We start from the raw sequence: 25,401 nt of genomic DNA on the forward strand, positions 1-25,401 counted from the left end.
AACTCGCAACTCCGGACTGGCAGTTTCGGCTTGACCTTACACGGTCGGATGTTTAGTCGTCTATACAAATGATAGACCGTTCCGCATGGATGTCTATCCTCGCCCGAGCCTCGGCCGAGGATATGGAAAGCAAGCTCTCAGGGGCCCCGCCCTTGCCAGCGCATCGCATCATTCGTGGGCCGGAGATCGGCCTTTCGATGCTGCGGGGGCGCGCCGGCGGCGACGGCGCGGCCTTCAACCTCGGCGAGGCCACGGTCACGCGCTGCTCGGTGAGCCTGCCGGACGGCACGCTCGGCCATTGCTGGCGCCTCGGGCGCGACAAGCGTGCCGCCGAACTGGCCGCCTCGCTCGACGCCGCCCTGCAGCAGGACGCCCTGCGGCCGACCCTGATCGAAACCGTCATCGAGCCGCTGCGCCAGGCGCAGGCCGAAGCCGCCTCCCTCACCGCGCGGCGTGCCGCCGCCACCGAAGTCCGCTTCTCAACCCTGGCAGCCATGCGATGAAACCCGCCTTCAACGATCCCGTCTTCGGCGCCCAGGAAACCTTCCGGGCCCTGATGGACGCCATGGCCCGGCCGGGCCGCCTCCAGCGCTGCGACACGCTGCCCGACCTGCCGGAGGCGCTGGCCCCGGCCGCCGCCGCCGCGCTGCTGGCGCTAGCCGATGCGGAAACGCCCGTCTGGACCGACGCCACGGGCGAGGCGCGCGAATGGATCGCCTTCCACACCGGCGCACCGCTGGTGGCCGAGGCTGGCAAGGCGCAGTTCCTGCTCGCGACCGGCGCCATGCCGCGGCTTTCCACGCTGGATCCCGGCACCGACGAAACGCCGCAGGACAGCGCCACGCTGATCCTTCAGCTCGAAGCCCTGAATGAGGATGCCGGCTGGCGCCTCACCGGCCCGGGCATCGAGCACGAGCACCGGCTCGCCGCCTCGGGCCTGCCCGAGAATTTCGCCGCGCAATGGGCGGCCAATCGCAAGGGCTTCCCCTGCGGCGTGGATCTCGTCCTTTGCGCGGGGGCACGCCTGGCCGCGCTTCCGCGCACCACCCTGATCGAGGAGGCCCGCTGATGTATGTGGCCGTGAAAGGCGGCGATGCCGCCATCTCCGCCGCCCATGCCTGGCTCGGCCAGCGTCGCCGCGGCGACGAAGCCCTGCCGGAGCTCTCCGCCGACCAGATCGACGAGCAGCTCGGCCTCGCGGTGGACCGCGTGATGGCCGAGGGCTCCTGCCATGACCGGGGCCTCGCCGCGCTGGCCATCAAGCAAGCGCGCGGCGACCTGATAGAGGCCGCCTTCCTGCTGCGCGCCTACCGCAACACCCTCTCGCGCTTCGCCGCCTGCGAACCGATCGACACGGGCGCCATGCGCGTTCAGCGCCGCATCAGCGCCACCTACAAGGACCTGCCCGGCGGCCAGGTGCTGGGCCCGACCTTCGACTATACCCACCGCCTGCTCGACTTCGCCCTCGCCGCCGAGGGCGTACCGCCGCCCGAGCCGGAGGAGGCCGAGGCCGCGGAAGGCACCATGCCCCGCGTGACGGAGCTGCTGGCCCGCGAGGGGCTGATGGCCCGCGACATGCCCGGCGGCGACGAAGCCCCGCCAGACCTGACGCGCGAGCCCCTGCCCTTCCCGACGCCGCGTCCGCTGCGGTTGCAGTCCCTCGCCCGCGGCGACGAGGGCTTCCTGCTCGGCCTCGGCTATTCCACGCAGCGCGGCTACGGCAACGCGCATCCCTTCGTGGCGGAGCTGCGCATGGGCGAGGTAGAGGTCTTTCTCGCCCCCTCCGAGCTCGGCTTCGCCATCTCGATCGGCGATATCGCGGTCACCGAATGCCAGATGGTGAACCAGTTCGCCGGCAGCGCGCAGAACCCGCCGCAATTCACGCGCGGCTACGGCCTCGCCATGGGCCATGGGGAGCGCCGCGCCATGTCCATGGCGCTGGTGGATCGCGCCCTCATGTCGAAGGAGATGGGCGAGGAAGCGACCGCCCCCGCGCAGGACGCCGAATTCGTCCTGCTCCATGCCGACAATGTCGAGGCCACCGGCTTCGTCGAGCACCTCAAGCTGCCGCACCACGTCGACTTCCAGAGCGAGCTCGAAAAGCTCCGCAGCATCCGCGCGCGCTGGCAGGCCGATCGCGAAGCCGCCCCCGTTCAGGAAGCCGCCGAATGAACGCCATCACGCCCCGGAACGCGCCGGAGAACGCCTACAACTTCGCCTATCTGGACGAGGCGACGAAGCGGATGATCCGCCGCGCCATCCTCAAGGCCATCGCTATCCCCGGCCACCAGATCCCCTTCGGCGCACGCGAGATGCCGCTGCCCTATGGCTGGGGCACGGGCGGCATCCAGGTGACGGCGGCCATCCTTGGACCCCGCGACGTGCTCAAGGTCATCGACCAGGGCGCGGACGACACGACCAATGCCGTGTCCATCCGCCGCTTCTTCGCCCGTGTCGCGAATGTGCAGACCACGACGCGCACGGGCGAGGCCACCATCATCCAGACCCGCCACCGCATCCCCGAGCGCCCGCTGACGGAGGGTCAGGTGATGGTCTTCCAGGTGCCGATGCCCGAGCCGCTCTTCCGGCTGGAGCCGCGCCTGGCGGAGACGCGCCGCCTGCATGCGCTGGGCGACTATTCGCTCGCCCAGGTGAAGCTCTACGAGGACATCGCGAAGCAGGGCGAGAGCGGCAGCAGCTACAACCATCCCGTGATGGTGGGCGGCCGCTACCTCATGTCGCCCTCGCCCATCCCGGGCTTCGACAACCCGAAGCTGCACAATTCGCCCGCGCTGATGCTCTTCGGCGCGGGGCGCGAGAAGAAGATCTACGCCGTGCCGCCCTACACCACGGTGGAGAGCCTCGATTTCGAGGATCATCCCTTCCGGCCCGTGCGCGCACCGCAGCGCTGCTCGGCCTGCGGGAGCGCCACGAGCTACCTCGACGAGATCATCGCCGACGACAAGGGCGGACGCATCTTCGTCTGCTCCGACACCGACCATTGCGCGGAGACCCAGGGGTTATGAGCATGGAACCTATGGGCGCGCCCCTTCTGGAAGCCGCCAACCTGCAGCTGCGCTTCGGCGCGGTGCGCGCGCTGGACGGCGTCGATGTCGAGATCTTCCCGGGCGAGGTCGTCGCCATCGTGGGCGAGAGCGGCTCGGGCAAGTCCACCCTGCTGCGCGTGCTCGCGGGCGCCATGGAGCCCGATGCCGGCCGCGTGCTCTACCGCGATGCCGCGGGCGAGGCGCATGACGTACAGGCGCTGTCTGAGGCCGGCCGCCGCCGGCTGATGCGCAGCGACTGGGGCTTCGTGCACCAGAATGCGCGCGACGGGCTGCGCATGGGCATCTCCGCCGGCGGCAATATCGGCGAGCGGCTGATGGCCGCCGGGGACCGCAACTACGCGCATATCCGCGCCGAGGCCGCCGATTGGATGGGCCGCGTGGAGATGAACCCCGAGCGCATCGACGAGCCGCCGAAGAACTTCTCCGGCGGCATGCAGCAGCGCCTGCAGATCGCGCGCTGCCTGGTGACCAACCCGCGGCTGGTCTTCATGGACGAACCGACGGGCGGCCTCGACGTCAGCGTGCAGGCGCGCCTGCTCGACCTGATCCGCGGGCTGGTCGCGCAGCTCGGCCTCGCCGTCTTCTTCGTCACGCATGACATCGGCGCCGCGCGGCTGCTCGCGCACCGCATCGTGGTGATGCGCCATGGCCGCATCGTGGAGGAAGGCCTCGCCGACCGCGTGCTGGACGATCCGCGCCACGCCTATACCCAGCTCCTCGTTTCCTCGGTGCTTGCCGCATGAACGCCGCCCTCGAAGTCCAGGCCCTGAACAAGGGCTTCACCCTCCACCTCCAGGGCGGCATCGGCTTTCAGGTGCTGCGCGGCGAGGCGCTGACCGTGATGCCGGGCGAATGCGTCGCCCTCACCGGCCCCTCGGGCGCCGGCAAGTCGACGCTGATGCGCTGCCTGCAGGGCAATTACGGTGCCGATGCCGGGCGGATCATGGTGGCCCATCGCGGCGGCCTGGCCGATCTCGCCGCCGCCGATGCGCGGCTGGTCCGCGAGATCCGGCGCGAGACATTGGGCTATGTCTCGCAGTTCCTGCGGGTCATCCCCCGCGTTTCCGCCCGCGACGTCGTGGCCGAACCGCTGATCGACCGCGGCATGGATCCCGAGGCGGCCCGCGAGCACGCCACCACCCTGCTCACCCGGCTCAACCTGCCGCCGCGCCTGCATGGCCTGCCGCCCGCCACCTTCTCGGGCGGCGAGCAGCAGCGCGTGAACCTCGCCCGGGGCTTCGCGCCGGATTACCCGATCCTGCTGCTGGACGAGCCCACGGCCAGCCTGGATGCCGGCAACCGGGAGGTGGTCATCGGCCTGATCCACGAAGCCAAGGCACGCGGGGCGGCGCTTGTGGGAATCTTCCATGACATCGAGGTGCGCGACCGCGTCGCGGATCGCCTGCACGAAATCCTTCCCGTAGAAGATGCCGCATGACTGAAATCATCTGGACCAATGCCCGCCTCGTCCTGCCCGAGGCGGTGATCGACGGAACCCTCACGCTCCGCGACGGGCGCATCGCCGAGATCCAGCCCGGGAATTGCGCGCATCCCTCCGCCATCGACTGCGGCGGCGACATCGTGATCCCCGGCGTGGTGGACGTGCACACGGACAATCTGGAGCGCCAGGTCCTGCCGCGCGCCAATGCGCGCTGGCCTTCGCGCTCGGCCTTCGTCTCGCATGACGCGCAATGCGCGGCCGCCGGCGTGACCACGGTGCTGGATGCCCTCTGCCTGGGCGACCTCGGCTTCGACCAGGGCCGGGATCAGACCTTCCGGGACGGCGTCGACGACCTGACCGCCATGGCGGATTCCGGCCTCATGAAGTCGGAGCACCTGCTGCACCTGCGCTGCGAGCTGCCGGCCCGCGACATGCCGGGTGCGCTGGAGCCCGTCGCCCATCACCCGCTGATCGCGATGGTGAGCCTGATGGACCACTCGCCGGGCGTGGGCCAGTACCGGGACCTTCAGCGCTACCGCGCCATGCGCATCCGCCAGACGCGCATGACCGAGGACGAGGTGGAGCGCCGCATCCAGGCGCTCCACGCGCAGCGCGACGAACTGCGCGAGAAGCAGCGCGCCTGGGTGCTTTCGCTCTTTGCCGGGCGCGACATCCCGCTTGCCAGCCATGACGACGAGGAGCCTGAGCAGGTCCGCCGCAACGCCGAGGACGGCATCCGCGTCGCCGAGTTCCCGGTGACGATGGAAGCGGCCATCGAGGCCGGGCGCATCGGCGTCGGCGTGATCGGCGGCGCGCCCAATATCGTCCGGGGCGGCAGCCATTCGGGCAACGTCTCCATCATGGAGCTGGTGCGGGCGGGCGCGATGGACGTGCTGGCCAGCGACTACGTGCCGCCGGCCATGATCGAGGCCGCCTTCATGGTCGCCAAGGAGGTCGGGCTGCCGAAGGCGATCGCGATGATCACCTCCGCGCCCGCCGCCATGTGCCGGCTGGACGACCGCGGCGCGCTGGTGCCGAGCCTGCGCGCAGACCTCGTGCGGGTGACGCAGCGCGACGACATGGCGGTGGTGCGCCAGGTCTGGCGCGGCGGCGAGCGAGTAGCGTGAATCCCCACCGCGCGGCGATCTACTACGCACCGGAGCTGGACGACCCGCTGCATGATGCAGCGAGCGCCTGGCTCGGGCGCGACGCCGTTTCCGGCAAGGCACGGGCCCAACCCGGGCTGCCCGAGGTGGAGGCGATCACCGCCGAACCGCGCGGCTACGGCTTCCATGCGACGCTGAAGCCGCCCTTCCGGCTGGCGCAGGGCTATGAAGCCTTGCTGGCGGAAACCCGTCGCTGGGCCTCCACCATGGCGCCCTTTGAGCTGCCGCCGCTCTCGGTGCAGGACCTCAAGGGCTTTCTCGCCCTGCGGGAGACGGAGACCTGCCCGCCCCTGCACGCCTTGGCGGATTCGGCCGTGGAGGCGCTCGACGCCCATCGCACGCCGCCCACCGAGGAGGAGCTGGCCCGCCGCCGCAAGGCGAAGCTCAGCGCGGCGCATGAGGAACTGCTGGGCCGCTGGGGCTATCCCTATGTCATGGGCGAGTGGCAGTTCCACATGACGCTGACCCGCCGACTGACGCCGGAGGAGCGGGACATCTACCGGCCGGCGGCCGAGGCGCATTTCGCGGGGATCGCGGGCGTGCCGCGCAAGGTCGAGGCGGTCTGCGTCTACACGCAGGCCGCCCCAGGCGCGCCCTTCCTGATCGGGGAGAGGATCAGGCTGGGCGGCTAGTGGTGGAAGCCGCGGGGCCCGCCGAAGTGGCGATGCCCCGCGGCCCCGTCGTCAGCGGGCCGGAGCCGGCGTGGCTGGCGTTGCCGGCGTGGCGGGCGTCGCAGGCTCGCCATGGCGGCGATGGTGGCCGCGGTGGTCATGATCGCGGCCCTCCCGCCCACGCCACTGCGGCAGTTCGTCGCGCGTGATCGCGTTGTCGCCATTCGCGTCCAGCGCACGGAAGCGCGCCTCGGCGAAGGGCCGGATCTCGTCCAGCGTCACGACGCCGTCGCGATTGGCGTCGAGGCTGCGGAACATGGCCGCCCGCATGCGATCCATGCGCTCGGCCCGCTCCGGCCGCGCCGCGCGGCGTGCCCCGTCGGTGCCGTCCCGCAGGCGCAGCGTCGCGAATTCCTGCAAGGTCAGGCCGCCGCTGCGATCGGCATCCGCGGCGTTGAAGCGCGTGGTCGCGAAGGCCCAGGCCTCGTCCCAGGTCACGCGCCCATCGTGGTTCGCGTCCATCTGCTCGAAAATCCGCAGCATGGGCGACGGCCGTTCCGCTGCCTGGGCCGCGGGGCGAGCCGCCGCGGGGGGCGCCGCTGCCGGGGCCGGGGCGGCAGTCTGAGCCAGCACTGCACCGCTGCCGAGCAGCACCGCACCGAACACCAGGGTCTGAGCCAGTTTCATGGGTTTCTCCGTCGGCGGTGACGCGGGATGCGCCTCCGTTAATCAGCAAGGTGACAGGTCGATGTAACGGGCGCGTGCCGATCCGAGACCATTCTCGTGAGAAAATGTGACGGGATTTCCGTGCCTTAATTCCGCCTTCTCGGCGCGTTGATTCGAGTTCGATATGAAGTTGGCTGTGGTTGGTTAGCATCGTTCAAATCTGACGTGGAAAAATTCCGCAGAAGTTAAATGACGGATCTAAGGTAATTTCTAAGGATAGAATTTTAACGATAGGATGCGTCTTATCTCCTCCAGCCTGCCGATCCGACTGCGCCCGGAGTTACTCTGATGCTGTTCAGCCTAGCGATCTCCCCGGAGACCCTCGAAGGGTGGCAGCCGAGCCTGGACACTCTGGCGGAATGGATGGAGGCGCGCGTCACACGCCTCGTGCAGGCCCATCCGGATGGGCACCGAGTTCTGCTCACGAGCACCGCTCCGGTGGGCGAGTTCGGTGACATTCGGGCCGATCACCTTGCCTCTGCCGTCATGCGCGACCGGCGGCCGCTTCATTCGTCCATGACTTTGACAGACCTCGAGAAGCCGGGGCCGGCGGAAGGCTCGGACGGTTACACGGGTCATCCCCTCGCTTGGCCCGATGGCTCCCTCTTCGGCGTTCTCGACGCGATCGGCGGCGGTTCATCCCTGAACGAAGGGCGATGCCTGCGCCTCATGGCCCAATTCGCCCGCGCTATCGAGGACCAGCTCTCCCTGCTCTGGAGCCAGAGCGAGGTCGCCCGACTGGAGACGGAGCTCAATGCTCAGGAGGAGCGCATTGCCCTCGCCAACGAGGTCAGCGGCGTCGGCGTCTGGGACTACAATATCGATACCGATTTCCTCCACTGCGACCGGACCTGCCACGAGATCTATGGCGTGCCCCATGAGCCCGGGCGCATGGCCAGCATCGCCGATTTCAGGGCCCTGGTGCATCCGCAGGACGTCAACAGGATCACCTTCGAGCGCATCTCCGACCTGTCGGTGCGCGGACAGGACCGCCAGATCGAGTTCCGCCTGATCCGGCCATCGGGCGAGGAACGCTGGATCACCTCCGCCGCCTGCATGCTGCCGGCGACGCCGCGGACGCCCAACCGCCTGCTGGGCGTCGTCGTGGATATCACGGAGGCACGACGGGCGGCCGAGACGCTTCAGGCGAGCTACGACGCGCTACGCCGGGCGGAACGCGTCGCGAAGATGGGAAGCTGGACGCTGGACCTCGCGACGGGCGCCTTCACGACCTCCGACATGCTCTTCGAAATCAACGGCGCCGATCCCAACGGGCCGCCCCTGACGCCCGATGACCTCAAGCGGATGCTGGCGCCCGAGAGCTTCCAGAAGGTATCCGACGCCATCGCCCGCTGCGCGGCGACAGGCGAAGCCTATGGGCTGGACGTGATCCATTACCGGCCGGACGGAATGCCCTTCGCGGCCTATATCCGGGGCGAGGCCCAGCGCGATGCGACGGGCAAGATCGTGGCGCTAAGCGGCACCGTCCAGGACATCTCCGATCGGGAGGAGCCGCGGGCCCAGCTCCTCGCTCTGGCGGACAATCTGCCGAATGGCGCAATCTATCGCCTCGAGCTCGACGCGGTCGCCGAATATCGCCTGACCTATATCAGCGCCGGGATCGAGAAACTGATCGGCGTGCCGCCCGAGAAGGTCGTGGCCAATCGCGGCGCCTTTCTCAACGCCATCCACCGCGACGACGTCGCGCGATATCTGCTGGAGGTCGAGCGGTCCCGCACTTCGGGTGCCGTGTTCGATTGCGAGTTCCGGGCCTGCAAGCCCGACGGCTCCGTCATCTGGATGCGCTGCCGTTCCGCGCCTCGTTCGGCGGAGGCCGGCACGGTCTGGGACGGCATCATGCTGGACATCACCCGCGAGCGGGATGTCGCGCAGCAGCTACAGCTCGCGAAGGAGGCCGCCGAGGCCGGTGAGCGGGCGAAATCCGACTTCCTGGCGACGATGAGCCACGAGATCCGCACCCCCATGAACACCGTGATCGGCATGGCGCGGCTGGTTCAGCAGACCGACCTTTCCCCGAAGCAGCGCAACTACCTCGAGAAGATCGACGTCTCGGCCAAGGCGCTGCTCGGCATCATCAACGACGTCCTGGACTACTCCAAGATCGAGGCCGGGATGCTGGCGCTCGACTTCAGCGATTTCGACCTGGATGAGGTCCTGCAGACCGTTTCCGCCGTCACCTCCACCCGGGCAGAAGAAAAGGGCATCGAGATCGCCTATGCGATCGCGCCCGACGTGCCGCGGCGCTTGCGCGGCGATCCTTTCCGGCTTGGTCAGGTGCTGACCAACCTGGTCGGCAACGCCGTGAAGTTCACGAATATCGGCGAGATCGTCATCAGCGCCGACCTCGTGCCGCCTTCCCCGCAGACGCAGGAAGGGGAGATGGTCGCCTTCTCGGTGCGCGATACCGGGATCGGCATCCAGCCCGAACAGATCGGCTATCTTTTCCGCCCCTTTTCCCAGGCCGAGGCCCGGACCTCGCGGCGCTATGGGGGCACCGGGCTTGGCCTCGCGATCTGCCACCGCCTCGTTACCCTGATGGGCGGGCGCATCAGCGTGGAAAGCGTCCCTGGCGAGGGGAGCACCTTCCGCTTCCTCCTGCCCAACAGGCTTGCCCTGCTGCGTGACCATGCGACGGCCCAGGCGTTGCGGCATTCGGCCCTCGTCGGGGCGCGGGTGCTCATCGTCGACGACAATGCCAGCGCCCGGGAAATCCTGTCCGATATCCTGCGGGAGTTCGGCATGCAGGTGAATGCGGCCGCCTCCGGGATCGAGGGCCTCCATGCCCTTCGGGAAGGATGCCGATTGGGCAGGCCCTATGAGATCGTCCTCATGGATTGGCGCATGCCGGGCATGGACGGCCTCGAGGTCGCGCGGCGCATCCGCGAGGAGGAGCACCTCGCCCAGATGCCGGCGGTGCTGATGGTGACCGCCTATGGCCGCGAGGAGGTGCTGAAACGCGCCGAGGAGCTCAGCCTCCAGGGGCTGCTGATCAAGCCCATCACCGAATCCGTGATGTTCAATACCCTGATCCAGATCCTGCGCCCCCTCGCGCCGCCGGCTGGCGCGGAGACCGCGCCGATGCCCCGGATCGCCACGGGGGGCGGCCATGTCCTGTCCGGGCGGCGCGTGCTGGTCGTGGACGACAATGCCCTCAACCGCGAGGTCGCGACGGATTTCCTCGAGCTCGCCGGGGTGATCGTCTCCACCGCGAATAACGGCCGGGAAGCCCTGGAAAGTCTGGAGCAAAGCACCTTCGACGCCGTGCTGATGGACGTCCACATGCCGGAGATGGACGGGCTGGAAGCCACGCGCGCCATCCGCCGGCGGCCCGAATGGGCGGGCCTGCCGATCATAGCCCTCACGGCACAGGCCCGGGCGGAGGACCGCTCGATCGTCTCGGATGCCGGGATGAATGCCCATCTGGCCAAGCCCATCGACGAGGAGGCCCTCTATAACGTCCTCGCCCATGCGATCGCGGCACGCCCGGCCCCTGCACCGGTTTCCCTTGTCGAGAGCCCGGAAGCCATTCTGGAGCAACCCGCCGCGGCCACATCGCGGATCGACCTCTCCGCCATCGAGGCGCGCTTCGGCATCCGCTCCCGGCGCATGGTCCGGCTGCTGGACGGCTTTCTGCGCGACTTCTCCGGCGCGCCGGCGCAATGCGAAGCCCTGGCCATCGGAAGCGACCTGACCGAAGCCGCCATGCTGACCCACATGCTCAAAGGGTCGCTCGGCTATCTCGGCGCGGACCGCCTCGGCACGGAGGCCGAGAGGATCGAGCACGCCGCGCGCTTCGGCGAGACGGAGACGGTCCGGCAGGCCCTTCCCGTCTTCGCCCAGGAGCTGCGCCTGCTTCTCGACGAAGTGCGGGCAACCCGGGCAGGCATCCCGGAAGAGGACGGCCTCTTCGAGCCGCTTCCCGCCGCGGTACTGGACCTCCTTCCCGATCTTCACGCCCTGATTTCAACCGGCGACTACGCGGCCGTGGCCATCCTGGAGCGTCTCGCCGGCCATCTGCGCCACCCGGTGCAGGCATCCTTGCTGGCCCGTATCCGCGAGGAAGTCGACGACCTCCGCCTCGACGAGGCGTTGGTCTCGCTCGCGCGGCTATCCGCCACCCTTCCCCGCCAGGGTTCGAGCGCCGCGCGATGAGCAACGATGACCGCCCCACGATCCTCATCGCGGATGACGAGCGCCTGAACCGCAACATGCTCGCGGAGCTGCTGCAGAACGACTACCGGATCCTGCTGGCCCGGGACGGCGCGGATACCCTGGAGCGCGCGAGGCAGGATGCGGATCGCATCGCGCTCATCCTCCTCGACGTCTCGATGCCGGGGGTGAGCGGCTACGAGGTCCTGGCAGCGCTGCGTTCGCAGGAGCAGACCGCCGGGATCTCCGTCATCTTCATCACCGGCCAGAATTCGGAGGCCGATGAGGAGTTCGGCCTGCGTCTCGGCGCGGCGGACTACATCCATAAGCCCATCCGCCCCGCCATCCTGATCGCCCGCGTCCGGAATCTCGTGAATCTGGCGCTGCAGAAGCGCGAGCTGGAGCGGGTCGCGCAGCGTGATGGGCTGACCGGCATCGCCAATCGCCGCCATTTCGACGAGGCGTTGGATCGTGCCTGCCGCCATGCGGCGCGGTCCTTCACCACGATCGGCCTTGCCCTCATCGATATCGACCATTTCAAGCTCTACAATGACCGCTACGGCCATGTCGTCGGCGACCAGGCGTTGCGCCAGGTGGCCCAGTTGCTGGCTCGGCATGCCCGGCGGCCTTACGACGTCGCGGCGCGCTACGGCGGCGAGGAATTCGCGCTGCTGGCCCCGGAGGGGCACGGCATCACCGAACTCGCGGAACAGTTCCGGCGCAGCGTTGTCGATCTGCGCATCCCGCATGCGGCTTCGACGACGGCGCCCGTCCTGACCGTCAGCATCGGCGCTGCCATGATCGCCGGAACCAGCCACGACGACTTCAGGCTGACGCTTCTCGAACAGGCTGATCGCCTGCTTTACGAGGCAAAGCTACGGGGAAGAAATCAGCTCGCGCACAGTGCCTTCGCCCTGGCTGGGGAGCGTGGCAAGCAGGGTGTCTGATGCGCGAAGTGTTGCCCCTCGGCCAAGGTTGGGCCTCAGGCGACGATCCTTCGCAGAATAGCGATCCGTAGCTCTTCGAGCGTCGCCGCAAAATCCGCCTTGTCGGTATCCAGGATGAGATCACTGAAGGGCCGCTCGCCGTAGCCCTCGGCGATCATGACCCTTATTCGCCGGCGCTCGTCCTCGTCGAAGGCCCGGCCGCGCCGATCCGAGATGATCGAGGCATAGGATGCCCGCAGGCTCACGAAATGAGGCCGGATACCGGCATCACCGAATTTTCGGCGGAAGTAGATCCAGTTGGCGCAACTCAGCGGATAGGCGACCACCAGCAAGGGCCTTTCCTCGAGGCGCTCCAGGCCGGTCCGGATGATCGCGCGACTGGTCTGCAGGATGGAGCAGTACCAGGGGCGCGAAGGATCCGCATGATCGTCGCCATCGATGAAATGGCCTTGCAGTTGTTCGGCGAGGGCCTGTCCGAGGGTGGTCTTCCCCGTTCCGATCGGGCCGCTCAGGAATACGACGTGCTTCATCAGGCTCCGACCTTACTTCATTCCCCATAGGCTTTCGGAACTTCCCGCATGGCGTTGGCCGACCTGCATCGAGGCCTCCCCTGAACAGCCAGCGGGTGTGGTGACCTTCGAAAGCCGCGGACCACCGGCCTCTGGATCACTGCCCGGCATGAGGTCTAAAGGACAGAAATGAAGCGTATTTGCGTGTTTTCCGGCTCCAGCCCGGGACAGGTCCCTGAATACCGGGAGGCGGCTCAGGCCCTTGGTACCCTCCTGGCCCAACAGAATATCGGCCTGGTCTATGGCGGCGCCGCCGTCGGCCTGATGGGTGCGGTGGCCGATGCGGCGCAAGCCGCGGGCGGCGAGGTGATCGGCGTCATCCCGCACGCCCTTGTCGACCGGGAGGTGGCGCATACCGGCCTGAAGGACCTGCGGATCGTGAGCTCGATGCATGAGCGCAAAGCGCTGATGGCCGAGCTGTCCGATGCCTTCATCGCCCTGCCCGGGGGCATCGGAACCTTCGAGGAAATCTTCGAGGTCTGGACGTGGACGAAGCTCGGCAGCCACGCGAAACCCTGCGCGCTGCTGAACGTCCACGGCTTCTATGATTCGCTCCTGACCTTTCTCGATCATGTCGTCGCGGAGGGTTTCCTGGCGCCGGTGCATCGGGAGATGCTGCTTGTCGCCGACCGCGCCGACACGCTGCTCGACCGGCTTTCCACCTATCGCGTTCCGAGCCAGCCGAAGTGGATCGGCCGGGATGAGCGCTGAGCCGATCCTTCCACGGGTCGGTTGCGGGGCGGCCATCCTGGTGGATGGCAAGCTCCTCCTCGTGCGGCGCCGGCGCGATCCGGAGGCCGGTCATTGGGGGCTTCCCGGCGGCAAGGTCGACGCGTTCGAGACCGTTCCCGAAGCCGTTGCCCGGGAAATATCGGAGGAGCTCGGCATCAGGATCACGCCTGAGACCCTGCTTTGCGTCGTCGACCAGATCGATCGCGAAGGGCATCAGCACTGGGTCGCGCCCGTCTATCTGATCGAGGCTTATGAAGGGCACGCGAGGGTCATGGAGCCCGAAGCCTTGTCGGATCTGGGCTGGTTCCCGCTGCACGCCCTGCCCGCCCCGCTGACGGAGGCGACCAGGCAGGCCGTTCGGATGCTCGCGCGGCGCCCGTAACCGGAAACCAACGCCGATAGGCCGGAGAGCAGCGCGGAATAGTTCGCCCTGTCCGGGTGGCACCCCGGCGCCTTCTCCAGGCGGTCTCCCGGGAATATGCTCCCGGCCGCAGAGCGGAGCAGAAATCATTGTGCGCAGATCAGCCCTGGCGTGCCGCGACGCCGCTGGACCTCCCCGTCATCGTCGCCATGGCCGAGCAGGTACATCCCTCATTTCCTGAGGACCCGGCCGTCTTCACCGAGAGAATGCAGCTTTATCCGGACGGGATGCACCTGTTGGAGCGCGATGGCCGCGCCTGCGGCTACCTCGTCAGCCATCCCTGGCACTCGGGTACGGCGCCGGCGCTCAACGCCCTGCTCCAGCGCATGCCGCCGGAGGCTGATACCTTTTATCTCCACGACCTCGCGCTGCTTCCCGCGGCGCGAGGCCTCGGTGCGGCACGTCTGATCGTGGAAGCGATGGCGGAACACGCGCGCAGCCGCGGCCTTGCCTCCATGAGCCTCGTCGCGGTGAACGGCTCGATCCCGTTCTGGGAACGCCTGGGTTTCGCCGTCGAGAACAATCCGGCGCTGACGGAAAAGCTCAACAGCTACGAGCAGGCCGCCCGCTTCATGGTCCGCAAGCTGGCGTGAGGCTGATGCGCCCCGGGGTTACGAGACGCGACCGGTCGTCTCAGATCCGGCCCAGATCACGCCGCATCAACACAACCGGCTTCCCATGGTCCTGCTCGGTGCCGACCCTCTCCCAACCCAGGCGCCCGTAGAGCCCCTCCGCTGCCGCCGTGTGGAGCCAAAGGACGGGAACCGAAGCCGCCGCCGCGAAGCCCTCGGCGTGCCGGACCAGTTCGCTCGCGCAGTTCTGGCCACGAAAGGCGGGATCGACAAACACCCAGGCGAGCCACGGCCCGAGGTCCGGTCGGGCGTCCAGGTCATCCCCCACGATGGCGGCCGTCCCCGCCGGTCGGCCGTCCCGGAACACCACGAAGGTTTCCTCGAGACCCTGAGGGGGCGACAAGATAGAGGCCGTCATCTCCTCCACCGTCGGGCCACCGGGCCGGCCGAAGGCCTCCATTCGCCATCCCGCCACCAAGGGAGCGAGTTCCGGATGGGCCGACACGGCGGCGATCTGCGTCTGCATGGGCAAGTTCTTCCGGTGATGTCGAGCCAGCGTCTAACAGACAGGTTCCTGCGTGGTCTTGCCTCCCGTGTCGGACGGGTCTGGCTCAGATAGCGAGATATGGATTGGTTCGGGCGAGGCGTTCCTCCACGAGGAAGCTCAATACGGCGTCACACAAGGGCTGCTTTAGCTCCTCGGGAAGCTCGATGGCGGGCTGCGGCATGCCCCCAGCGTCCTTGTAGGTCGGCAGATGGATCGAGGTGCCGCCGGAAGGCAAATGCCTTGCCTGGACGCCGCGGATCATGAAGCAAACCCCATCCACATCCAGATGCACGTCTACCAGGGCGAAGACGTGTTTGCTGGCGCAAGGCTGCGCGTTGCTCACGGTGCAGGTGATGATGGCCGAGTCACTCATTCAGCTTAGGTTAAGCTTTCGGCATGAGATGCCAAGGGGTTTCTGCCGCCTCACCTGAGATGCGCGAGGCACGGCAGGTGCCCAAATCCTTTTGGCGGCAAGGCTTCCGCTATCGGGCGATGGGCGTGATCGTCGGATCACCCGCTGAAGGCCGCGACGGCGCCGGCGAGCATGTTCCCGGCCCACGATGATGCTTAATCGGGGCAATGCGAGATATGGATGAGACACCTTCGCCGCAGGCATTCCGTGGACAGGGCGTATTTAGTCCGAGGCAAGATCGCGCCCGCGCCTTGGTAAGCCCCCTACGAACCGGATCTCAAACGCGACCTTCTCGTCGTCGCCCCATTCCCGCCAAGGCGGCAGGCCTTTTTCGCCGATCCATGCATGGACTTTGTCGGTGATATCTTGGCCCCATAGCCACCACCACTCGGCACCATCCGAATGGATGACGGCAGGACCGTCGACGCGATGCAGCTTGTTGCGCTGCCACCATTCCTGCGAGCCATTCGGGTGGTGGGCCGCCGGACCGTCATCGCGGTGAAGCTCGCCGTTCCGGTCGAACCACAACTGAGTACCATCGGGGAGTGTCGTGAGAGTGCTGCTCGTCATCGTCCGGCTCCGAACCGCGGTTTGAAAGCCCCTGCTGGTGATCGCGGCATCCCGACCAAGGTGGGTGATCTCACTGCACCGGATGCAGAAAGGGCGTGCCTGGATCAGCGACGTAGAAGATGACGACCCGGGCTGGCTCGGTCACGCTGCGGTTGTGCCCGGTCATCGGCACGTTCGGAGGCTCGATCATCGACTGCCCGGCCGGAACCACCGCCGTCCCGCGCCCCTGCAAATCCAGCGTGAAGGTGCCTTCCAGCACGAACACGGTCACCGGAAAGGAATGGGTGTGGAACACGGTACTCTGGCCAGGAGCGATGGTCGCGGTGAGCACCTGGACTTCCTGCCGCTCGCCCCGCGGCATGCCGGCGATGGTTTCACGCAGAAGCAGCGTCGGCCTGGCCGGTTCCTGCGCTCCCGCCGGGACCGAGGCGATCAGGAGCGGCGCAGCGAGGTATGGCAGGAGGCGCATTGGCTCACTCTCCGAGCGGGCGGAGAAGCTATGGCCAGTGGCGTCACGCCACCTACGGAATTTTCGCGCGAAGGGATAAGGTGCTCCCTTCCGGGTCCCTTTTCCCAGCATCCAATTGCGACATGGGCGAGGACTGCCCAGGCCGTGTGTACCACCGGACGCCATGTAAGCCGTTGATTTGGCTGAAACCCTTGGAATAACCCAGGGTTCCTGGTATGCACATGCCGGGTGTCGGGATTGAACCGACGACCTACCGCTTACAAGGCGGTTGCTCTACCGCTGAGCTAACCCGGCGCGCCGGAGCCTTCTAAAGCAGGCCGCGACCGCTTGCCAGCTTGGCCCGCCCGCGCTTCATGACGGAATGCGCCAACACCGCCGCCCCCGCCATCGCTCCACGCCGGATGCCGCTTCCAATGCCGAAGTCGGAACCTGGCTCTACGGCCTGCACGCCGTTTCCGCGGCGCTCGCCAATCCGGAACGGCGGCTGCGCCGGCTTCTCGTGACGCGCGGCGCCGAGCAGGAATTGGCCGAGCGCTTTTCGCCGCCCTGGCGCGTGGTGCCCGAGATCGTGGAGCGGCCCCGGCTCGATGGCCTTCTGCCGCCCGATTCCATCCATCAGGGCGCGGCGCTTCTGGCCGATCCGCTGGAGCCCCCCTCCATGGAGCAGGTGCTCGAGCAATCGACCGGCCCGGTCCTGGTGCTCGACCAGGTGACGGATGCCCGCAACGTGGGCGCCATCCTGCGCTCGGCTGCCGCCTTCGGCGCGGCAGCGATCGTCGTGCAGGACCGCCATGCGCCGCATGAGACTGGCCTGCTGGCCCGCGCCGCCTCCGGCGCGATCGAGACCGTGCCCGTCCTGCGCGAGGTGAACCTCGCCCGCGCGCTCGACCTCCTCAAGAAGGCCGGCCTTTGGGTGGTGGGGCTGGAAGCCGCCGGCCCGGTGACGCTGGCGCAGTCCGGCCTGAAGGGCCGCCGCGTGGCCCTCGTGCTCGGGGCCGAGGGCGAGGGCATGCGCCGCTTGACGCGCGAAAACTGCGACGAGTTGGTGCGGCTGCCGATCCGCCCCGCCATGGAGAGCCTGAACGTCTCCGCCGCCGCCGCCGTCGCCCTCTACGAACTGGCAAGGGAGTAATCGCATGAGTGAAGCGGCAAACCTCATCGTCAAGGCGAGGACGTCGAAGCAGATCCTGGCGCCGCTCGAGGCCCGGGCCCCGAAAAGCCTAGCCGAGGGCTACGCCCTCCAGCGGCAGGTCGCGGAGCTGCTGGGTGCGGAGGCACCCGCCGGCTTCAAGATCGGCGCCACCACCAAGCAGATGCAGGACTATCTCGGCCTTCCGCATCCGGCCGCGGGCTTCGTGCCCGCCAGCAGTCTCAAGGCCAACGGGGTCACCCTGCCCTTCCAGGACTTCCTGAACGTGGGCGTCGAATGCGAGGTGGGCGTGCGCCTGGGCGCCGATCTGCCCTTCGGCCCCACCACCCGGGAGCAGGCCACGGCGGCCGTCGCCGAGGTCTTTCCCGCCATCGAGATCGTCGAGAAGCGTTATGGCGACCTCGCCATTCTCGGCACGCCCACGCTCATCGCCGACCAGGTGTTCCATGCCGCAGGCGTCCTGGGCACGCCGCATGCCGACTGGCGGAGTCTGGACCTGGGCGCCATGCGCGGCGAGCTGACGGTGGACGGGGTCTCCAAGGGCGCCGGCCATGGGCGCGACCTGCTGGGCCACCCGATGGAGGCGCTGGCCTGGCTGGCCAATTCGGGCGCAGCCGAGGTCTTCGGCGGGCTACGCAAGGGCCAGGTCGTCTGGCTCGGCTCCGTCACGCCGCCGATCTGGCTCGATGGCCCCTGCGAGGTCGTCGTGGCTTTCGAAGGACTTGGGAAGGTCTTGGTCCGCTTTTCCTGAAAGCCTTTGTTAAGGCCAGCCAGCTAGGCCTACGGCGTCCGACGCGCCGTTGGGCTTGGTGACCACCGCCAGAAGGGCGGGCAAAGCGATGGAACATCCGATGCCGCCCGACTGGAAGCAGATGCCGGACGATCTGCAGCTCGTCCTCGCCCGGGAGGCGTTGCGCCGCGCGGCCGAGATGCTGGCCGAGCATGCCGAGCTCCTGGCCCTGGAAATGGAAGACGGCGCCCTGCGGGACCGCGGCGGGCCCGATGCCTTGCGGCTCTTCGCGTCGGTCGTCCGGGCCACGAATCTCGAGAGCCTGGGCCCCGTCGGCCACGCCTGACTTCCCATTCCGCACGCCCGCCCTCATCCTCCGGGAATGCGGAGCTTCGACATCCTGGTGGTCGGCGGCGGCGTCAATGGCGCGGGGATCGCCCGCGACCTGAGCGGACGCGGCCATACCGTCCTCCTCGCTGAGCAGGGGGACCTGGCCCAGGCTACCTCCTCCGCCTCCTCCAAGCTGATCCATGGTGGGCTGCGCTACCTCGAGCATTACGAGTTCCGGCTCGTGCGCGAGGCGCTGGGGGAGCGCGAGGTGCTGATGCGCATGGCGCCCCATATCATGTGGCCCCTGCGCTTCGTCCTGCCGCACCGGCCGGAGATGCGGCCGCGCTGGATGATCCGGGCGGGCCTTTTCCTCTACGACCACCTCGCCCGGCGGACCTCGCTGCCTGGCGCTGAATCCTTCCGTACGGCCAGCAATCCGATGGGCACGGCGCTGAAGCCCGCGATCACCCACGCCTTCGCCTATTCGGACGGCTGGGTGGAGGACAGCCGGCTTGTCCTCCTGAACGCCCGGGACGCGGCTTCGCGCGGGGCCGATATCCGCCCGCGCACGCGCTTCGAGGGCGCGACCCGCCATGCCGACCATTGGGAGGTCACGCTTCGGGGCCCTGACGGATCGGAGGAGCATGTCCGCGCGCGCGGCCTCGTGAACGCCGCCGGGCCCTGGGTACAGCAGGCGCTGGACCTGGCGCATGCGCGCAAGCCCGGCGCGGTTCGGCTGATCCGGGGCAGCCACATCATCTTGCCTCGCCTTTATGACGGCGAGCACGCCTTCATCCTGCAGAATGACGACCGGCGGGTGGTCTTCGTCATCCCCTATGAGGACCAGTTCAGCCTCGTCGGCACAACCGACGTGCCGCACCAAGGCGACCCCGCCCATCCGCTCTGCACGCCGGAGGAGGCCGCCTATCTCTGTGCCGCCGTCTCGGCGCAGTTCAGGCGGACGATCACGCCGGCCGAGATCGTGTGGACCTATTCCGGCGTCCGCCCCCTCTTCGACGACGGCGCGGCAGATCCCTCCTCCGTGACCCGCGACTATGTCCTGAAGCTCGACGAGGAGGCCGCGCCGCTGCTGAGCGTCTATGGCGGCAAGATCACCACCTACCGCCGACTGGCCGAGGAGGCCGCGGGCAAGATCGGCCATGCCCTCGGCCATGCTGGCGCAGGCTGGACGGCCGGCGCCGTGCTGCCGGGCGGCGATCTGGGCGGCCTCGGCCGCGCGGAATTCGCCCGCGAGATGGCGCGGGCCCTGCCCCTCCTCGACCCCGCCACCCTGCCCCGCCTGGTGCGGACCCATGGCAGCGATCTGCCCCGTGTCTTCGCCCAAGGGCCGGGCGAGACCCTGGCCGCCGGCCTCACCGAGGCGGAGCTGGACTGGATGCGGCGCGAGGAGTGGGCCTTCACCGCCGAGGATGTGCTCTGGCGCCGCACCAAGCTCGGGCTGCACATGACGCGAGGCGAACGGGATCTCGTCGGCACCGCCATGGGCGGCTGACGCCCGCATGCCCGACCTTTCCGCGTTTCGCCCGAGCCTCGTCATTCTCGATTTCGACGGGACGCTCGCGGATAGCGCGCCGTGGTTCGCCCAGGAGCTCAACCAGGTCGCGCGGCGCTTCGAGTTCCGCGAGGTCGATGAGGCTGAAATGGAGCGGCTGCGGCGGATGGATACGGCCTCCATCCTGCGCTTCCTGGGCGTCGCGCGCTGGAAGCTTCCCTTCATCGCCCGGCACCTGCGCCGGCGCGTGGCGGAGGATGCGGCGCTCATCCCGCTCTTCCCCGGCACCCCGGCGCTGCTCCGGCGGATGGCCGCACGGGCGCCGCTGGCCGTCGCGAGCTCCAATTCCGAGGCGAATATCCGCCGCATCCTCGGCGAAAGCGCGATGCATGTTCGCCACTTCGAGGGCGGCGCCGCGCTCTTCGGCAAGGCGCGCAAGCTTCGGCGACTGATCCGGCAGGCCGGCGCGGAGCCGGGCCGGACGCTCTGCGTGGGCGACGAATTACGGGATATCGAGGCCGCCCGCGCCGTGGGCGCGCGCGCTGTCGCCGTCACCTGGGGCTATGCCGCACGGGAAACCCTCGCCGCGGCGCAGCCGGACTTCCTGGTCGATCGCATGGAAGACCTGCTGAGCGAGCCTTGAGGCAGGCGATCCCGGGGCCTCACGCGGCCCCGGGGGAACGCCGTCAGGCGCCGTAGAGGCGCTTCGCCTCGGCCGGGCTGATCAACCCGTCCGCCACGTCGCGCGCCACAAGTGCCGGGTCGCGCTGCTTCGGATCACCCATGCCGCCGCCGCCCGGCAGCAGGAGCAGCAGGTGCCGCCCCTTCGGGACCACCTGGAAGCCCTTGGAACGAAGGACGGTACCGTTGTCATCGTCCAGCCCGACCCAGCCATTGGCACCCACCCCGCCGCCGAAGCGGCCCTTGGGCGGATTGGCCACGCGGTCGAAGATCGCGTTCACGGCGAATTCCGCGTTCTTCTTCGCGCCGATCTCCATGATCTGGCCGAAGCCGCCCCGCGTCTTGCCAGCGCCGGCGCTGTCGGGCCGCAGCTCCTTCTTCCAGAAGATCACGGGCGCGACATTCTCCGTCGCCTCGACCGGCATGGTCCGCACGCCCGAGGGGAAGGCGATGCCGTCGAGGCCGTCCTTCGTCGGGCGCGCACCGGTGCCGCCCGAATTGAAGGTGATGATCTCGAAGTCCTCGACCTCGGCGTCCTGCCCGCTGACCTGCGCACCGCCACGCAGCGGCGGGTTCCACAGGGCCGAGCTGCCCTCGGCATTCACGCGATCGGGCACCGCCTGGGCGAGGCAGCCCATCATGAGGTCGGGCAGCAGCTGGCCCACCACATGCCGCACGCTGACCGGATAGGGGCGCGGCGCGTTCAGGATGGTGCCCTCGGGGATCTCCATCACGAAGGGCGAAAGGCTGGCCCAGTTGTTCGGGATCTCGGGCGCCACGACGCACTTGATGCCGAAGCAGGAATAGGCGCGGCAATAGGCCGGCGGCACGTTGATGCCGCGCGTCGAAAGGCCCGATGTGCCGGCATAGTCGACGATGATCTTGTCGCCCTCGACGCGCATGGCCGCCTTGAGGGTGACCGGCGCCTCGTAGCCGTCCGACCGGATCTCCGCCTGCCAGACCTGGCCCTTAGGGAGCTTCGCGATCTCCGCCTCGGTGGCGGCGAGGCTGCTGTCGAAGATGAAGCCGGCCAGGTCGTCCAGGCCCTCCATCTGATACTCGTCCATCATCTCGACGAGCCGCTTGGCGCCGGCGTCGTTGCAGGCGCAGAGCGAATAGATGTCGCCCTCGAGCTCCACCGGCGTACGCGAGCCGACGCGGATAAAGTCGAAGAAGGTCTCGTTGGGCTGCCCCTGGTCGAAGCACTTCACGATGGGGATGTAGAGGCCTTCCTCGAAGACCGAGCGCCCCTCCGGCCCCATGCCGAGACCGCCGATATCGATGATATGGGCGGTATTGGCGAAGAGGCCGACGATCTTGCCGTTGCGGAAGGCTGGGGTGACGACGGTGAGATCGTGCAGGTGCCCGGTGCCGAGCCAGGGATCGTTGGTGATGTAGTGGTCGCCCGGCTTCATGCCGGCCGCCGGGAACTTCTTCAGGAAGTGCCCGACGCTCTCCATCATGGAGTTGACGTGGCCCGGCGTGCCGGTGACGGCCTGTGCCAGCATCCGCGCCTCAAGATCGAAGATGCCGGCCGAAAGATCGCCCGCCTCACGCACCGTGGTGCTGAAGGCGGTGCGGATCATCGTCTGCGCCTGTTCCTCGACCACCGCGATGAGGCGGTTCCACTGGATCTGGCGCTGGATCTTTTCGAGGGCATTCATCACGCATCTCCCCGCGTCAGTTCCAGGTATCCCAGGCCGTCCATCCGGCAGCTCCAGCCGGGGCCGACCAGCGTGCTCGTCTCGTCCTCGGCCACGATGCAGGGGCCAGGCACGGTGGCGCCCGGGTTCATCGCCGTCCGGTCGTAGACATTCCAGGGCGCGACGATACCCGTCGCCGTGTCGCGCACCTGCTGCACCCGGATGGGCGCGGGGGCGGGCGCATCGGCGACCTCGGCCGCGGGCTCGACCCCCTCCAGCACCGTCGCGACCGTGACCGCGAAGCTGAGCACCTCGACATCCGAGCCGGGGACCGGGCGGTCGTAGAAGCGCGTGTACTCCGCGTCATAGGCCGCGCGGATCTCCGCGACATCGGCGTCGGTAAGCGGGCGCACGGGCAGGACGACGGCGATCTCATGTCCCTGCCCCACATAGCGCATGTAGCCGATGCGATGCTCGGCCGTGGGAGCGCCGAAGCTGCCCTCGGCCACGACCCTCGACGCTTCCTCGCTCATGGAGGCCAGCAGCGCGTTCACGCCCACCACATCGAAGCTGCCGAAGCGGGTGTAGAGGCTCTTCACCACCTCGTAGCCGACGGGGGCGCGGAGGAAGCCGATGGCCGAGCCCACGCCGGCGCCGCTCGGCACCAGCAGGCGCTTCACGCCGATCTTCTCCGCCACGCGATAGCCATGCACCGGCCCGCCGCCGCCAAAGGCGATGACGGCACGGCCGTCATAGGACTTGGCGCTCTCGATGGCATGGACGCGGGCCGCATTGGCCATGTTCTCGTCCACCATCTCGACCACGCCGAGCGCGGCCATGCCGGCCTCGAGGCCCAGCCCCTTGCCGACATGCTCGACCAGTGCCGCCTCGGCGGGCGCGGTCTTCAGGGCGAGCGAGCCGCCCGCGAAGGCCGCCGCGTCATAGCGCCCGAGGGTGAGGTTCGCGTCCGTCACCGCCGGATGGGTGCCGCCGCGGCCGTAGCAGGCCGGGCCCGGATCGGCGCCGGCGGATTCCGGCCCCACCTGGATGCGCCCCATGCTGTCGAGATGCGCGAGCGAGCCGCCGCCGGCGCCGATCTCCACCATCTCGATGACGGGGATGCGCAGCGGCAGGCCCGAGCCCTTGCGGAAGCGGCCGACGCGCGCGACTTCGAAGGTACGGCTCGCCTGGGGGGCGAAGTCGTCGATGAGGCAGACCTTGGCGGTGGTGCCGCCCATGTCGAAGCTCAACACCTTCTCGAAGCCACGCTGGCGCGCGACATAGGCCGAGAAGATGGCGCCGCCCGCCGGGCCGCTTTCCACCAGACGGATCGGGAAGCGCGAGGCCGTCTCGATCGTGGTCAGCCCGCCGCCCGAGAGCATCAGGAAGATGGGTGCCGCCAGACCGCCAGCGCGCAGCCCCTTCTCCAGCCGCGCGAGATAGCTCGCCATCAGCGGCTGCACATAGGCATTGGCGACGGTGGTGCTGAAGCGCTCCCACTCGCGCATCTCGGGGCTCACCTCGGAGCTCAGCGAGATGGGCAGGTCGGCCCATTCCGAACGGATGATCTCCGCCGCGCGCTTCTCATGAGCGGGGTTCACGAAGCCGTGCAGGAAGCCGATGGCGAGGCTCTCGATCCCCTCGGCCTTCAGGAAGGGCACATGCGCACGGACCGCCGCCTCGTCGAGAGGCAGCAGGACCTTGCCGGTGTTGTCCAGGCGCTCGGGCACCGGCAGGCGCCAGCGGCGCGGAACCAGGGGCTGCGGCAGCTCGATGTTGAGGTCGTACTGGTCGTATCGGCTCTCGTTGCCCAGGGCGAGGACGTCGCGGAAGCCCTCGGTGGTCAGCAGCGCCGTCTTCGCGCCCTTGCGCTCGATGAGCGCATTGGTCGCCAGCGTGGTGCCATGGATGAGCAGCACGATGTCCGAGGGCTGCAGGCCGGCCTTGGCCAGCACGGTCCGCACGCCCTCCAGCACGCCGAGTTCCGGCGCGTGCGGCGTGGTCAGGACCTTCGCAGTCCAGCGGGAGACATGATCCTCGTCGGTGACGGCCTCGACGGCGACGTCGGTGAAGGTGCCGCCGATGTCGACGGCCAGGCGGGCGTTGCTTACCATCCGCGCACCATGCCGCCGTCGATGCGGAAGATCTCGCCCGTGATGTAGGCGGCCTGCGCGCTGCACAGGAAGGCGACCAGCGGGCCGTATTCGCTCGGCAGGCCGTAGCGGCCCGCGGGGATGGTCTTGCTGCGCTCGGCGATCACGTCGTCCACCGTCTTGCCCGCGCGCTTGGCGAGGCCGGCCGCCGTCTCGAGGCTGCGGTCGGTGCGGATCGCGCCGGGGGCCACGATGTTGCAGGTGATCCCCTCATGCGCGACCTCGGCCGAGAGGGTCTTCATCCAGCCCATCACGCTCGCCCGCAGCGCGTTGCTGAGCACGAGGTTGGGAATCGGCTGGAACATGCCCGTGCTGCCGACATTGATGATGCGGCCGAACTTCTGCTCGCGCATGCCGGGGAGCAGGCGGTTCGTGATGCGCAGCGGGGCCAGCACGATGCGCGGGAACCAGGTGGCCATCGCCTCCTCGGTCAGCTCCAGCGCGGGGCCCGGCGGCGGGCCGCCGTGGTTCTGGACCAGGATGTCCACGCCGCCCATCGCCTTCACCGCGCCATCGGCCAGCGCGTCGATCTGCGCGCCCTCGGCCACGTCGGCCGGAATGCCCACGCAGGAGGCCGCGCCGAGCGACACCAGCTCGCGCGCCGCGACGTCGAGGCTCGCCTGGTCGCGCCCGCTGATGACCAGGGCCGCGCCTTCCGCCGCCAGCGCATTCGCGATCGATCGCCCGAGGCCCTTCGAGGCCCCCATCACCAGTGCGCGCTTGCCCTTGAGACCGAGATCCATACCGCCAACACCCTTCGAAGAAATCGTTCCGGACCCT

The 25,401-nt window shown here is 68.6% G+C and carries 27 protein-coding genes and 1 tRNA gene; 18 read left to right on the forward strand and 10 right to left on the reverse strand.

What is annotated here, in order from left to right; all coding sequences use genetic code 11:
* Window positions 1-68 precede the first annotated feature (68 nt).
* Genes phnG through KHU32_RS11825 form a run of 8 tightly spaced genes read left to right on the forward strand, consistent with a single transcriptional unit; the run spans window position 69 to window position 6,307 of the window.
* The gene (gene phnG, locus KHU32_RS11790; protein WP_283771045.1) at window positions 69-503 is read left to right on the forward strand and encodes a phosphonate C-P lyase system protein PhnG; all 435 of its coding nucleotides are present in this window, start codon (window positions 69-71) and stop codon (window positions 501-503) included.
* Window positions 500-1,069, forward strand: a complete 570-nt coding sequence (phnH, locus tag KHU32_RS11795) for a phosphonate C-P lyase system protein PhnH (RefSeq protein WP_213670286.1) — start codon at window positions 500-502, stop codon at window positions 1,067-1,069. Before phnG ends, phnH begins: the two co-directional genes overlap by 4 nt.
* Window positions 1,069-2,172, forward strand: a complete 1,104-nt coding sequence (locus tag KHU32_RS11800; protein WP_213670287.1) for a carbon-phosphorus lyase complex subunit PhnI — start codon at window positions 1,069-1,071, stop codon at window positions 2,170-2,172. Before phnH ends, KHU32_RS11800 begins: the two co-directional genes overlap by 1 nt.
* Window positions 2,169-3,026 (forward strand): alpha-D-ribose 1-methylphosphonate 5-phosphate C-P-lyase PhnJ, encoded by an 858-nt coding sequence (locus tag KHU32_RS11805; RefSeq protein WP_213670288.1) that lies wholly within the window; start codon window positions 2,169-2,171, stop codon window positions 3,024-3,026. Before KHU32_RS11800 ends, KHU32_RS11805 begins: the two co-directional genes overlap by 4 nt.
* Window positions 3,023-3,811, forward strand: a complete 789-nt coding sequence (gene phnK / locus KHU32_RS11810; protein ID WP_249680979.1) for a phosphonate C-P lyase system protein PhnK — start codon at window positions 3,023-3,025, stop codon at window positions 3,809-3,811. Before KHU32_RS11805 ends, phnK begins: the two co-directional genes overlap by 4 nt.
* Complete coding sequence (gene phnL, locus KHU32_RS11815) at window positions 3,808-4,506, forward strand: phosphonate C-P lyase system protein PhnL (RefSeq protein ID WP_213670289.1); 699 nt, start codon at window positions 3,808-3,810, stop codon at window positions 4,504-4,506. Before phnK ends, phnL begins: the two co-directional genes overlap by 4 nt.
* On the forward strand, window positions 4,503-5,636 hold the full coding sequence (locus tag KHU32_RS11820) for an alpha-D-ribose 1-methylphosphonate 5-triphosphate diphosphatase (RefSeq protein ID WP_213670290.1): 1,134 nt from the start codon (window positions 4,503-4,505) through the stop codon (window positions 5,634-5,636). Before phnL ends, KHU32_RS11820 begins: the two co-directional genes overlap by 4 nt.
* Entirely contained in the window at window positions 5,633-6,307 is a 675-nt protein-coding gene (locus tag KHU32_RS11825) for a DUF1045 domain-containing protein (protein ID WP_347265544.1), read from the forward strand. The genes KHU32_RS11820 and KHU32_RS11825 overlap by 4 nt, the downstream gene beginning before the upstream one ends.
* 51 nt (window positions 6,308-6,358) lie before the next feature.
* On the opposite strand, the gene KHU32_RS11830 is transcribed toward KHU32_RS11825, so the two are convergent.
* Window positions 6,359-6,973 (reverse strand): EF-hand domain-containing protein, encoded by a 615-nt coding sequence (locus KHU32_RS11830; protein WP_213670291.1) that lies wholly within the window; start codon window positions 6,971-6,973, stop codon window positions 6,359-6,361.
* Window positions 6,974-7,300: 327 nt separating this feature from the next.
* On the opposite strand from KHU32_RS11830, the gene KHU32_RS11835 reads away from it, so the two are divergent.
* Entirely contained in the window at window positions 7,301-11,185 is a 3,885-nt protein-coding gene (locus KHU32_RS11835) for a hybrid sensor histidine kinase/response regulator (RefSeq protein WP_213670292.1), read from the forward strand.
* Complete coding sequence (locus KHU32_RS11840; RefSeq protein ID WP_213670293.1) at window positions 11,182-12,129, forward strand: GGDEF domain-containing protein; 948 nt, start codon at window positions 11,182-11,184, stop codon at window positions 12,127-12,129. The genes KHU32_RS11835 and KHU32_RS11840 overlap by 4 nt, the downstream gene beginning before the upstream one ends.
* Before the next feature lie 35 nt (window positions 12,130-12,164).
* Here KHU32_RS11840 and KHU32_RS11845 read toward each other — a convergent pair whose 3' ends face one another.
* The gene (locus tag KHU32_RS11845) at window positions 12,165-12,659 is read right to left on the reverse strand and encodes an ATP-binding protein (protein ID WP_213670294.1); all 495 of its coding nucleotides are present in this window, start codon (window positions 12,657-12,659) and stop codon (window positions 12,165-12,167) included.
* Between the two features lie 168 nt (window positions 12,660-12,827).
* Here KHU32_RS11845 and KHU32_RS11850 point away from each other — a divergent pair, with 168 nt between their 5' ends.
* From KHU32_RS11850 to KHU32_RS11860, 3 genes are all read left to right on the forward strand, one after another.
* Window positions 12,828-13,409: an LOG family protein gene (locus KHU32_RS11850; protein WP_213670295.1), complete on the forward strand. Its 582-nt coding sequence runs from the start codon at window positions 12,828-12,830 to the stop codon at window positions 13,407-13,409.
* Window positions 13,399-13,812, forward strand: a complete 414-nt coding sequence (locus KHU32_RS11855) for an NUDIX hydrolase (RefSeq protein WP_213670296.1) — start codon at window positions 13,399-13,401, stop codon at window positions 13,810-13,812. Before KHU32_RS11850 ends, KHU32_RS11855 begins: the two co-directional genes overlap by 11 nt.
* Window positions 13,813-13,940: 128 nt before the next feature.
* Window positions 13,941-14,444 (forward strand): GNAT family N-acetyltransferase, encoded by a 504-nt coding sequence (locus KHU32_RS11860; RefSeq protein WP_249680980.1) that lies wholly within the window; start codon window positions 13,941-13,943, stop codon window positions 14,442-14,444.
* A 40-nt stretch (window positions 14,445-14,484) separates the two neighbouring features.
* Here the strand turns inward: KHU32_RS11860 and KHU32_RS11865 are convergent, their stop codons facing one another.
* The 5 genes from KHU32_RS11865 to KHU32_RS11885 all read right to left on the reverse strand — a co-directional run bounded on the left by KHU32_RS11865 (window position 14,485) and on the right by KHU32_RS11885 (window position 16,715).
* Window positions 14,485-14,949, reverse strand: a complete 465-nt coding sequence (locus tag KHU32_RS11865; protein ID WP_213670297.1) for a GNAT family N-acetyltransferase — start codon at window positions 14,947-14,949, stop codon at window positions 14,485-14,487.
* 85 nt (window positions 14,950-15,034) lie between these two features.
* Entirely contained in the window at window positions 15,035-15,343 is a 309-nt protein-coding gene (locus KHU32_RS11870) for a hypothetical protein (protein ID WP_213670298.1), read from the reverse strand.
* A gap of 261 nt (window positions 15,344-15,604) precedes the next feature.
* Window positions 15,605-15,952 carry a hypothetical protein gene (locus KHU32_RS11875; protein ID WP_213670299.1) on the reverse strand — a complete coding sequence of 116 codons (348 nt, stop codon included), beginning with the start codon at window positions 15,950-15,952 and terminating at the stop codon, window positions 15,605-15,607.
* A gap of 70 nt (window positions 15,953-16,022) precedes the next feature.
* Window positions 16,023-16,421, reverse strand: coding sequence for a cupin domain-containing protein (locus KHU32_RS11880; protein WP_213670300.1), 399 nt, complete (start codon window positions 16,419-16,421; stop codon window positions 16,023-16,025).
* A 222-nt stretch (window positions 16,422-16,643) separates the two neighbouring features.
* A tRNA-Thr gene (locus KHU32_RS11885) sits at window positions 16,644-16,715 on the reverse strand.
* Between the two features lie 67 nt (window positions 16,716-16,782).
* On the opposite strand from KHU32_RS11885, the gene rlmB reads away from it, so the two are divergent.
* The 5 genes from rlmB to KHU32_RS11910 all read left to right on the forward strand — a co-directional run bounded on the left by rlmB (window position 16,783) and on the right by KHU32_RS11910 (window position 20,787).
* Window positions 16,783-17,553, forward strand: coding sequence for a 23S rRNA (guanosine(2251)-2'-O)-methyltransferase RlmB (rlmB, locus tag KHU32_RS11890; RefSeq protein WP_213670301.1), 771 nt, complete (start codon window positions 16,783-16,785; stop codon window positions 17,551-17,553).
* A gap of 4 nt (window positions 17,554-17,557) precedes the next feature.
* Window positions 17,558-18,322 (forward strand): 2-keto-4-pentenoate hydratase, encoded by a 765-nt coding sequence (locus tag KHU32_RS11895; protein WP_213670302.1) that lies wholly within the window; start codon window positions 17,558-17,560, stop codon window positions 18,320-18,322.
* 100 nt (window positions 18,323-18,422) lie between these two features.
* Entirely contained in the window at window positions 18,423-18,647 is a 225-nt protein-coding gene (locus KHU32_RS11900; RefSeq protein WP_213670303.1) for a hypothetical protein, read from the forward strand.
* 36 nt (window positions 18,648-18,683) lie between these two features.
* The gene (gene glpD / locus KHU32_RS11905; protein WP_213670304.1) at window positions 18,684-20,144 is read left to right on the forward strand and encodes a glycerol-3-phosphate dehydrogenase; all 1,461 of its coding nucleotides are present in this window, start codon (window positions 18,684-18,686) and stop codon (window positions 20,142-20,144) included.
* 7 nt (window positions 20,145-20,151) lie between these two features.
* Window positions 20,152-20,787 carry an HAD hydrolase-like protein gene (locus tag KHU32_RS11910; protein WP_213670305.1) on the forward strand — a complete coding sequence of 212 codons (636 nt, stop codon included), beginning with the start codon at window positions 20,152-20,154 and terminating at the stop codon, window positions 20,785-20,787.
* Window positions 20,788-20,830: 43 nt separating this feature from the next.
* On the opposite strand, the gene KHU32_RS11915 is transcribed toward KHU32_RS11910, so the two are convergent.
* Genes KHU32_RS11915 through KHU32_RS11925 form a run of 3 tightly spaced genes read right to left on the reverse strand, consistent with a single transcriptional unit; the run spans window position 20,831 to window position 25,364 of the window.
* Window positions 20,831-22,489 (reverse strand): hydantoinase B/oxoprolinase family protein, encoded by a 1,659-nt coding sequence (locus KHU32_RS11915; protein ID WP_213670306.1) that lies wholly within the window; start codon window positions 22,487-22,489, stop codon window positions 20,831-20,833.
* Window positions 22,489-24,582: a hydantoinase/oxoprolinase family protein gene (locus KHU32_RS11920; RefSeq protein ID WP_213670307.1), complete on the reverse strand. Its 2,094-nt coding sequence runs from the start codon at window positions 24,580-24,582 to the stop codon at window positions 22,489-22,491. Before KHU32_RS11920 ends, KHU32_RS11915 begins: the two co-directional genes overlap by 1 nt.
* The gene (locus KHU32_RS11925; RefSeq protein WP_213670308.1) at window positions 24,576-25,364 is read right to left on the reverse strand and encodes an SDR family oxidoreductase; all 789 of its coding nucleotides are present in this window, start codon (window positions 25,362-25,364) and stop codon (window positions 24,576-24,578) included. Before KHU32_RS11925 ends, KHU32_RS11920 begins: the two co-directional genes overlap by 7 nt.
* Window positions 25,365-25,401 lie beyond the last annotated feature (37 nt).

The sequence above is a fragment of the Roseococcus pinisoli genome (assembly GCF_018413645.1).
Classification (GTDB): domain Bacteria; phylum Pseudomonadota; class Alphaproteobacteria; order Acetobacterales; family Acetobacteraceae; genus Roseococcus; species Roseococcus pinisoli.

Bases quoted from the DNA above. Each gene is read 5' to 3' on its own strand.
- phnG (WP_283771045.1), top strand. From the start codon at position 69: ATGATAGACCGTTCCGCATGGATGTCTATCCTCGCCCGAGCCTCGGCC.
- phnH (WP_213670286.1), top strand. From the start codon at position 500: ATGAAACCCGCCTTCAACGATCCCGTCTTCGGCGCCCAGGAAACCTTC.
- KHU32_RS11800 (WP_213670287.1), top strand. From the start codon at position 1,069: ATGTATGTGGCCGTGAAAGGCGGCGATGCCGCCATCTCCGCCGCCCAT.
- KHU32_RS11805 (WP_213670288.1), top strand. From the start codon at position 2,169: ATGAACGCCATCACGCCCCGGAACGCGCCGGAGAACGCCTACAACTTC.
- phnK (WP_249680979.1), top strand. From the start codon at position 3,023: ATGAGCATGGAACCTATGGGCGCGCCCCTTCTGGAAGCCGCCAACCTG.
- phnL (WP_213670289.1), top strand. From the start codon at position 3,808: ATGAACGCCGCCCTCGAAGTCCAGGCCCTGAACAAGGGCTTCACCCTC.
- KHU32_RS11820 (WP_213670290.1), top strand. From the start codon at position 4,503: ATGACTGAAATCATCTGGACCAATGCCCGCCTCGTCCTGCCCGAGGCG.
- KHU32_RS11830 (WP_213670291.1), bottom strand. From the start codon at position 6,973: ATGAAACTGGCTCAGACCCTGGTGTTCGGTGCGGTGCTGCTCGGCAGC.
- KHU32_RS11835 (WP_213670292.1), top strand. From the start codon at position 7,301: ATGCTGTTCAGCCTAGCGATCTCCCCGGAGACCCTCGAAGGGTGGCAG.
- KHU32_RS11840 (WP_213670293.1), top strand. From the start codon at position 11,182: ATGAGCAACGATGACCGCCCCACGATCCTCATCGCGGATGACGAGCGC.
- KHU32_RS11845 (WP_213670294.1), bottom strand. From the start codon at position 12,659: ATGAAGCACGTCGTATTCCTGAGCGGCCCGATCGGAACGGGGAAGACC.
- KHU32_RS11850 (WP_213670295.1), top strand. From the start codon at position 12,828: ATGAAGCGTATTTGCGTGTTTTCCGGCTCCAGCCCGGGACAGGTCCCT.
- KHU32_RS11855 (WP_213670296.1), top strand. From the start codon at position 13,399: ATGAGCGCTGAGCCGATCCTTCCACGGGTCGGTTGCGGGGCGGCCATC.
- KHU32_RS11865 (WP_213670297.1), bottom strand. From the start codon at position 14,949: ATGCAGACGCAGATCGCCGCCGTGTCGGCCCATCCGGAACTCGCTCCC.
- KHU32_RS11870 (WP_213670298.1), bottom strand. From the start codon at position 15,343: ATGAGTGACTCGGCCATCATCACCTGCACCGTGAGCAACGCGCAGCCT.
- KHU32_RS11875 (WP_213670299.1), bottom strand. From the start codon at position 15,952: ATGACGAGCAGCACTCTCACGACACTCCCCGATGGTACTCAGTTGTGG.
- KHU32_RS11880 (WP_213670300.1), bottom strand. From the start codon at position 16,421: ATGCGCCTCCTGCCATACCTCGCTGCGCCGCTCCTGATCGCCTCGGTC.
- rlmB (WP_213670301.1), top strand. From the start codon at position 16,783: ATGCGCCAACACCGCCGCCCCCGCCATCGCTCCACGCCGGATGCCGCT.
- KHU32_RS11895 (WP_213670302.1), top strand. From the start codon at position 17,558: ATGAGTGAAGCGGCAAACCTCATCGTCAAGGCGAGGACGTCGAAGCAG.
- KHU32_RS11900 (WP_213670303.1), top strand. From the start codon at position 18,423: ATGCCGCCCGACTGGAAGCAGATGCCGGACGATCTGCAGCTCGTCCTC.
- glpD (WP_213670304.1), top strand. From the start codon at position 18,684: ATGCGGAGCTTCGACATCCTGGTGGTCGGCGGCGGCGTCAATGGCGCG.
- KHU32_RS11910 (WP_213670305.1), top strand. From the start codon at position 20,152: ATGCCCGACCTTTCCGCGTTTCGCCCGAGCCTCGTCATTCTCGATTTC.
- KHU32_RS11915 (WP_213670306.1), bottom strand. From the start codon at position 22,489: ATGAATGCCCTCGAAAAGATCCAGCGCCAGATCCAGTGGAACCGCCTC.
- KHU32_RS11920 (WP_213670307.1), bottom strand. From the start codon at position 24,582: ATGGTAAGCAACGCCCGCCTGGCCGTCGACATCGGCGGCACCTTCACC.
- KHU32_RS11925 (WP_213670308.1), bottom strand. From the start codon at position 25,364: ATGGATCTCGGTCTCAAGGGCAAGCGCGCACTGGTGATGGGGGCCTCG.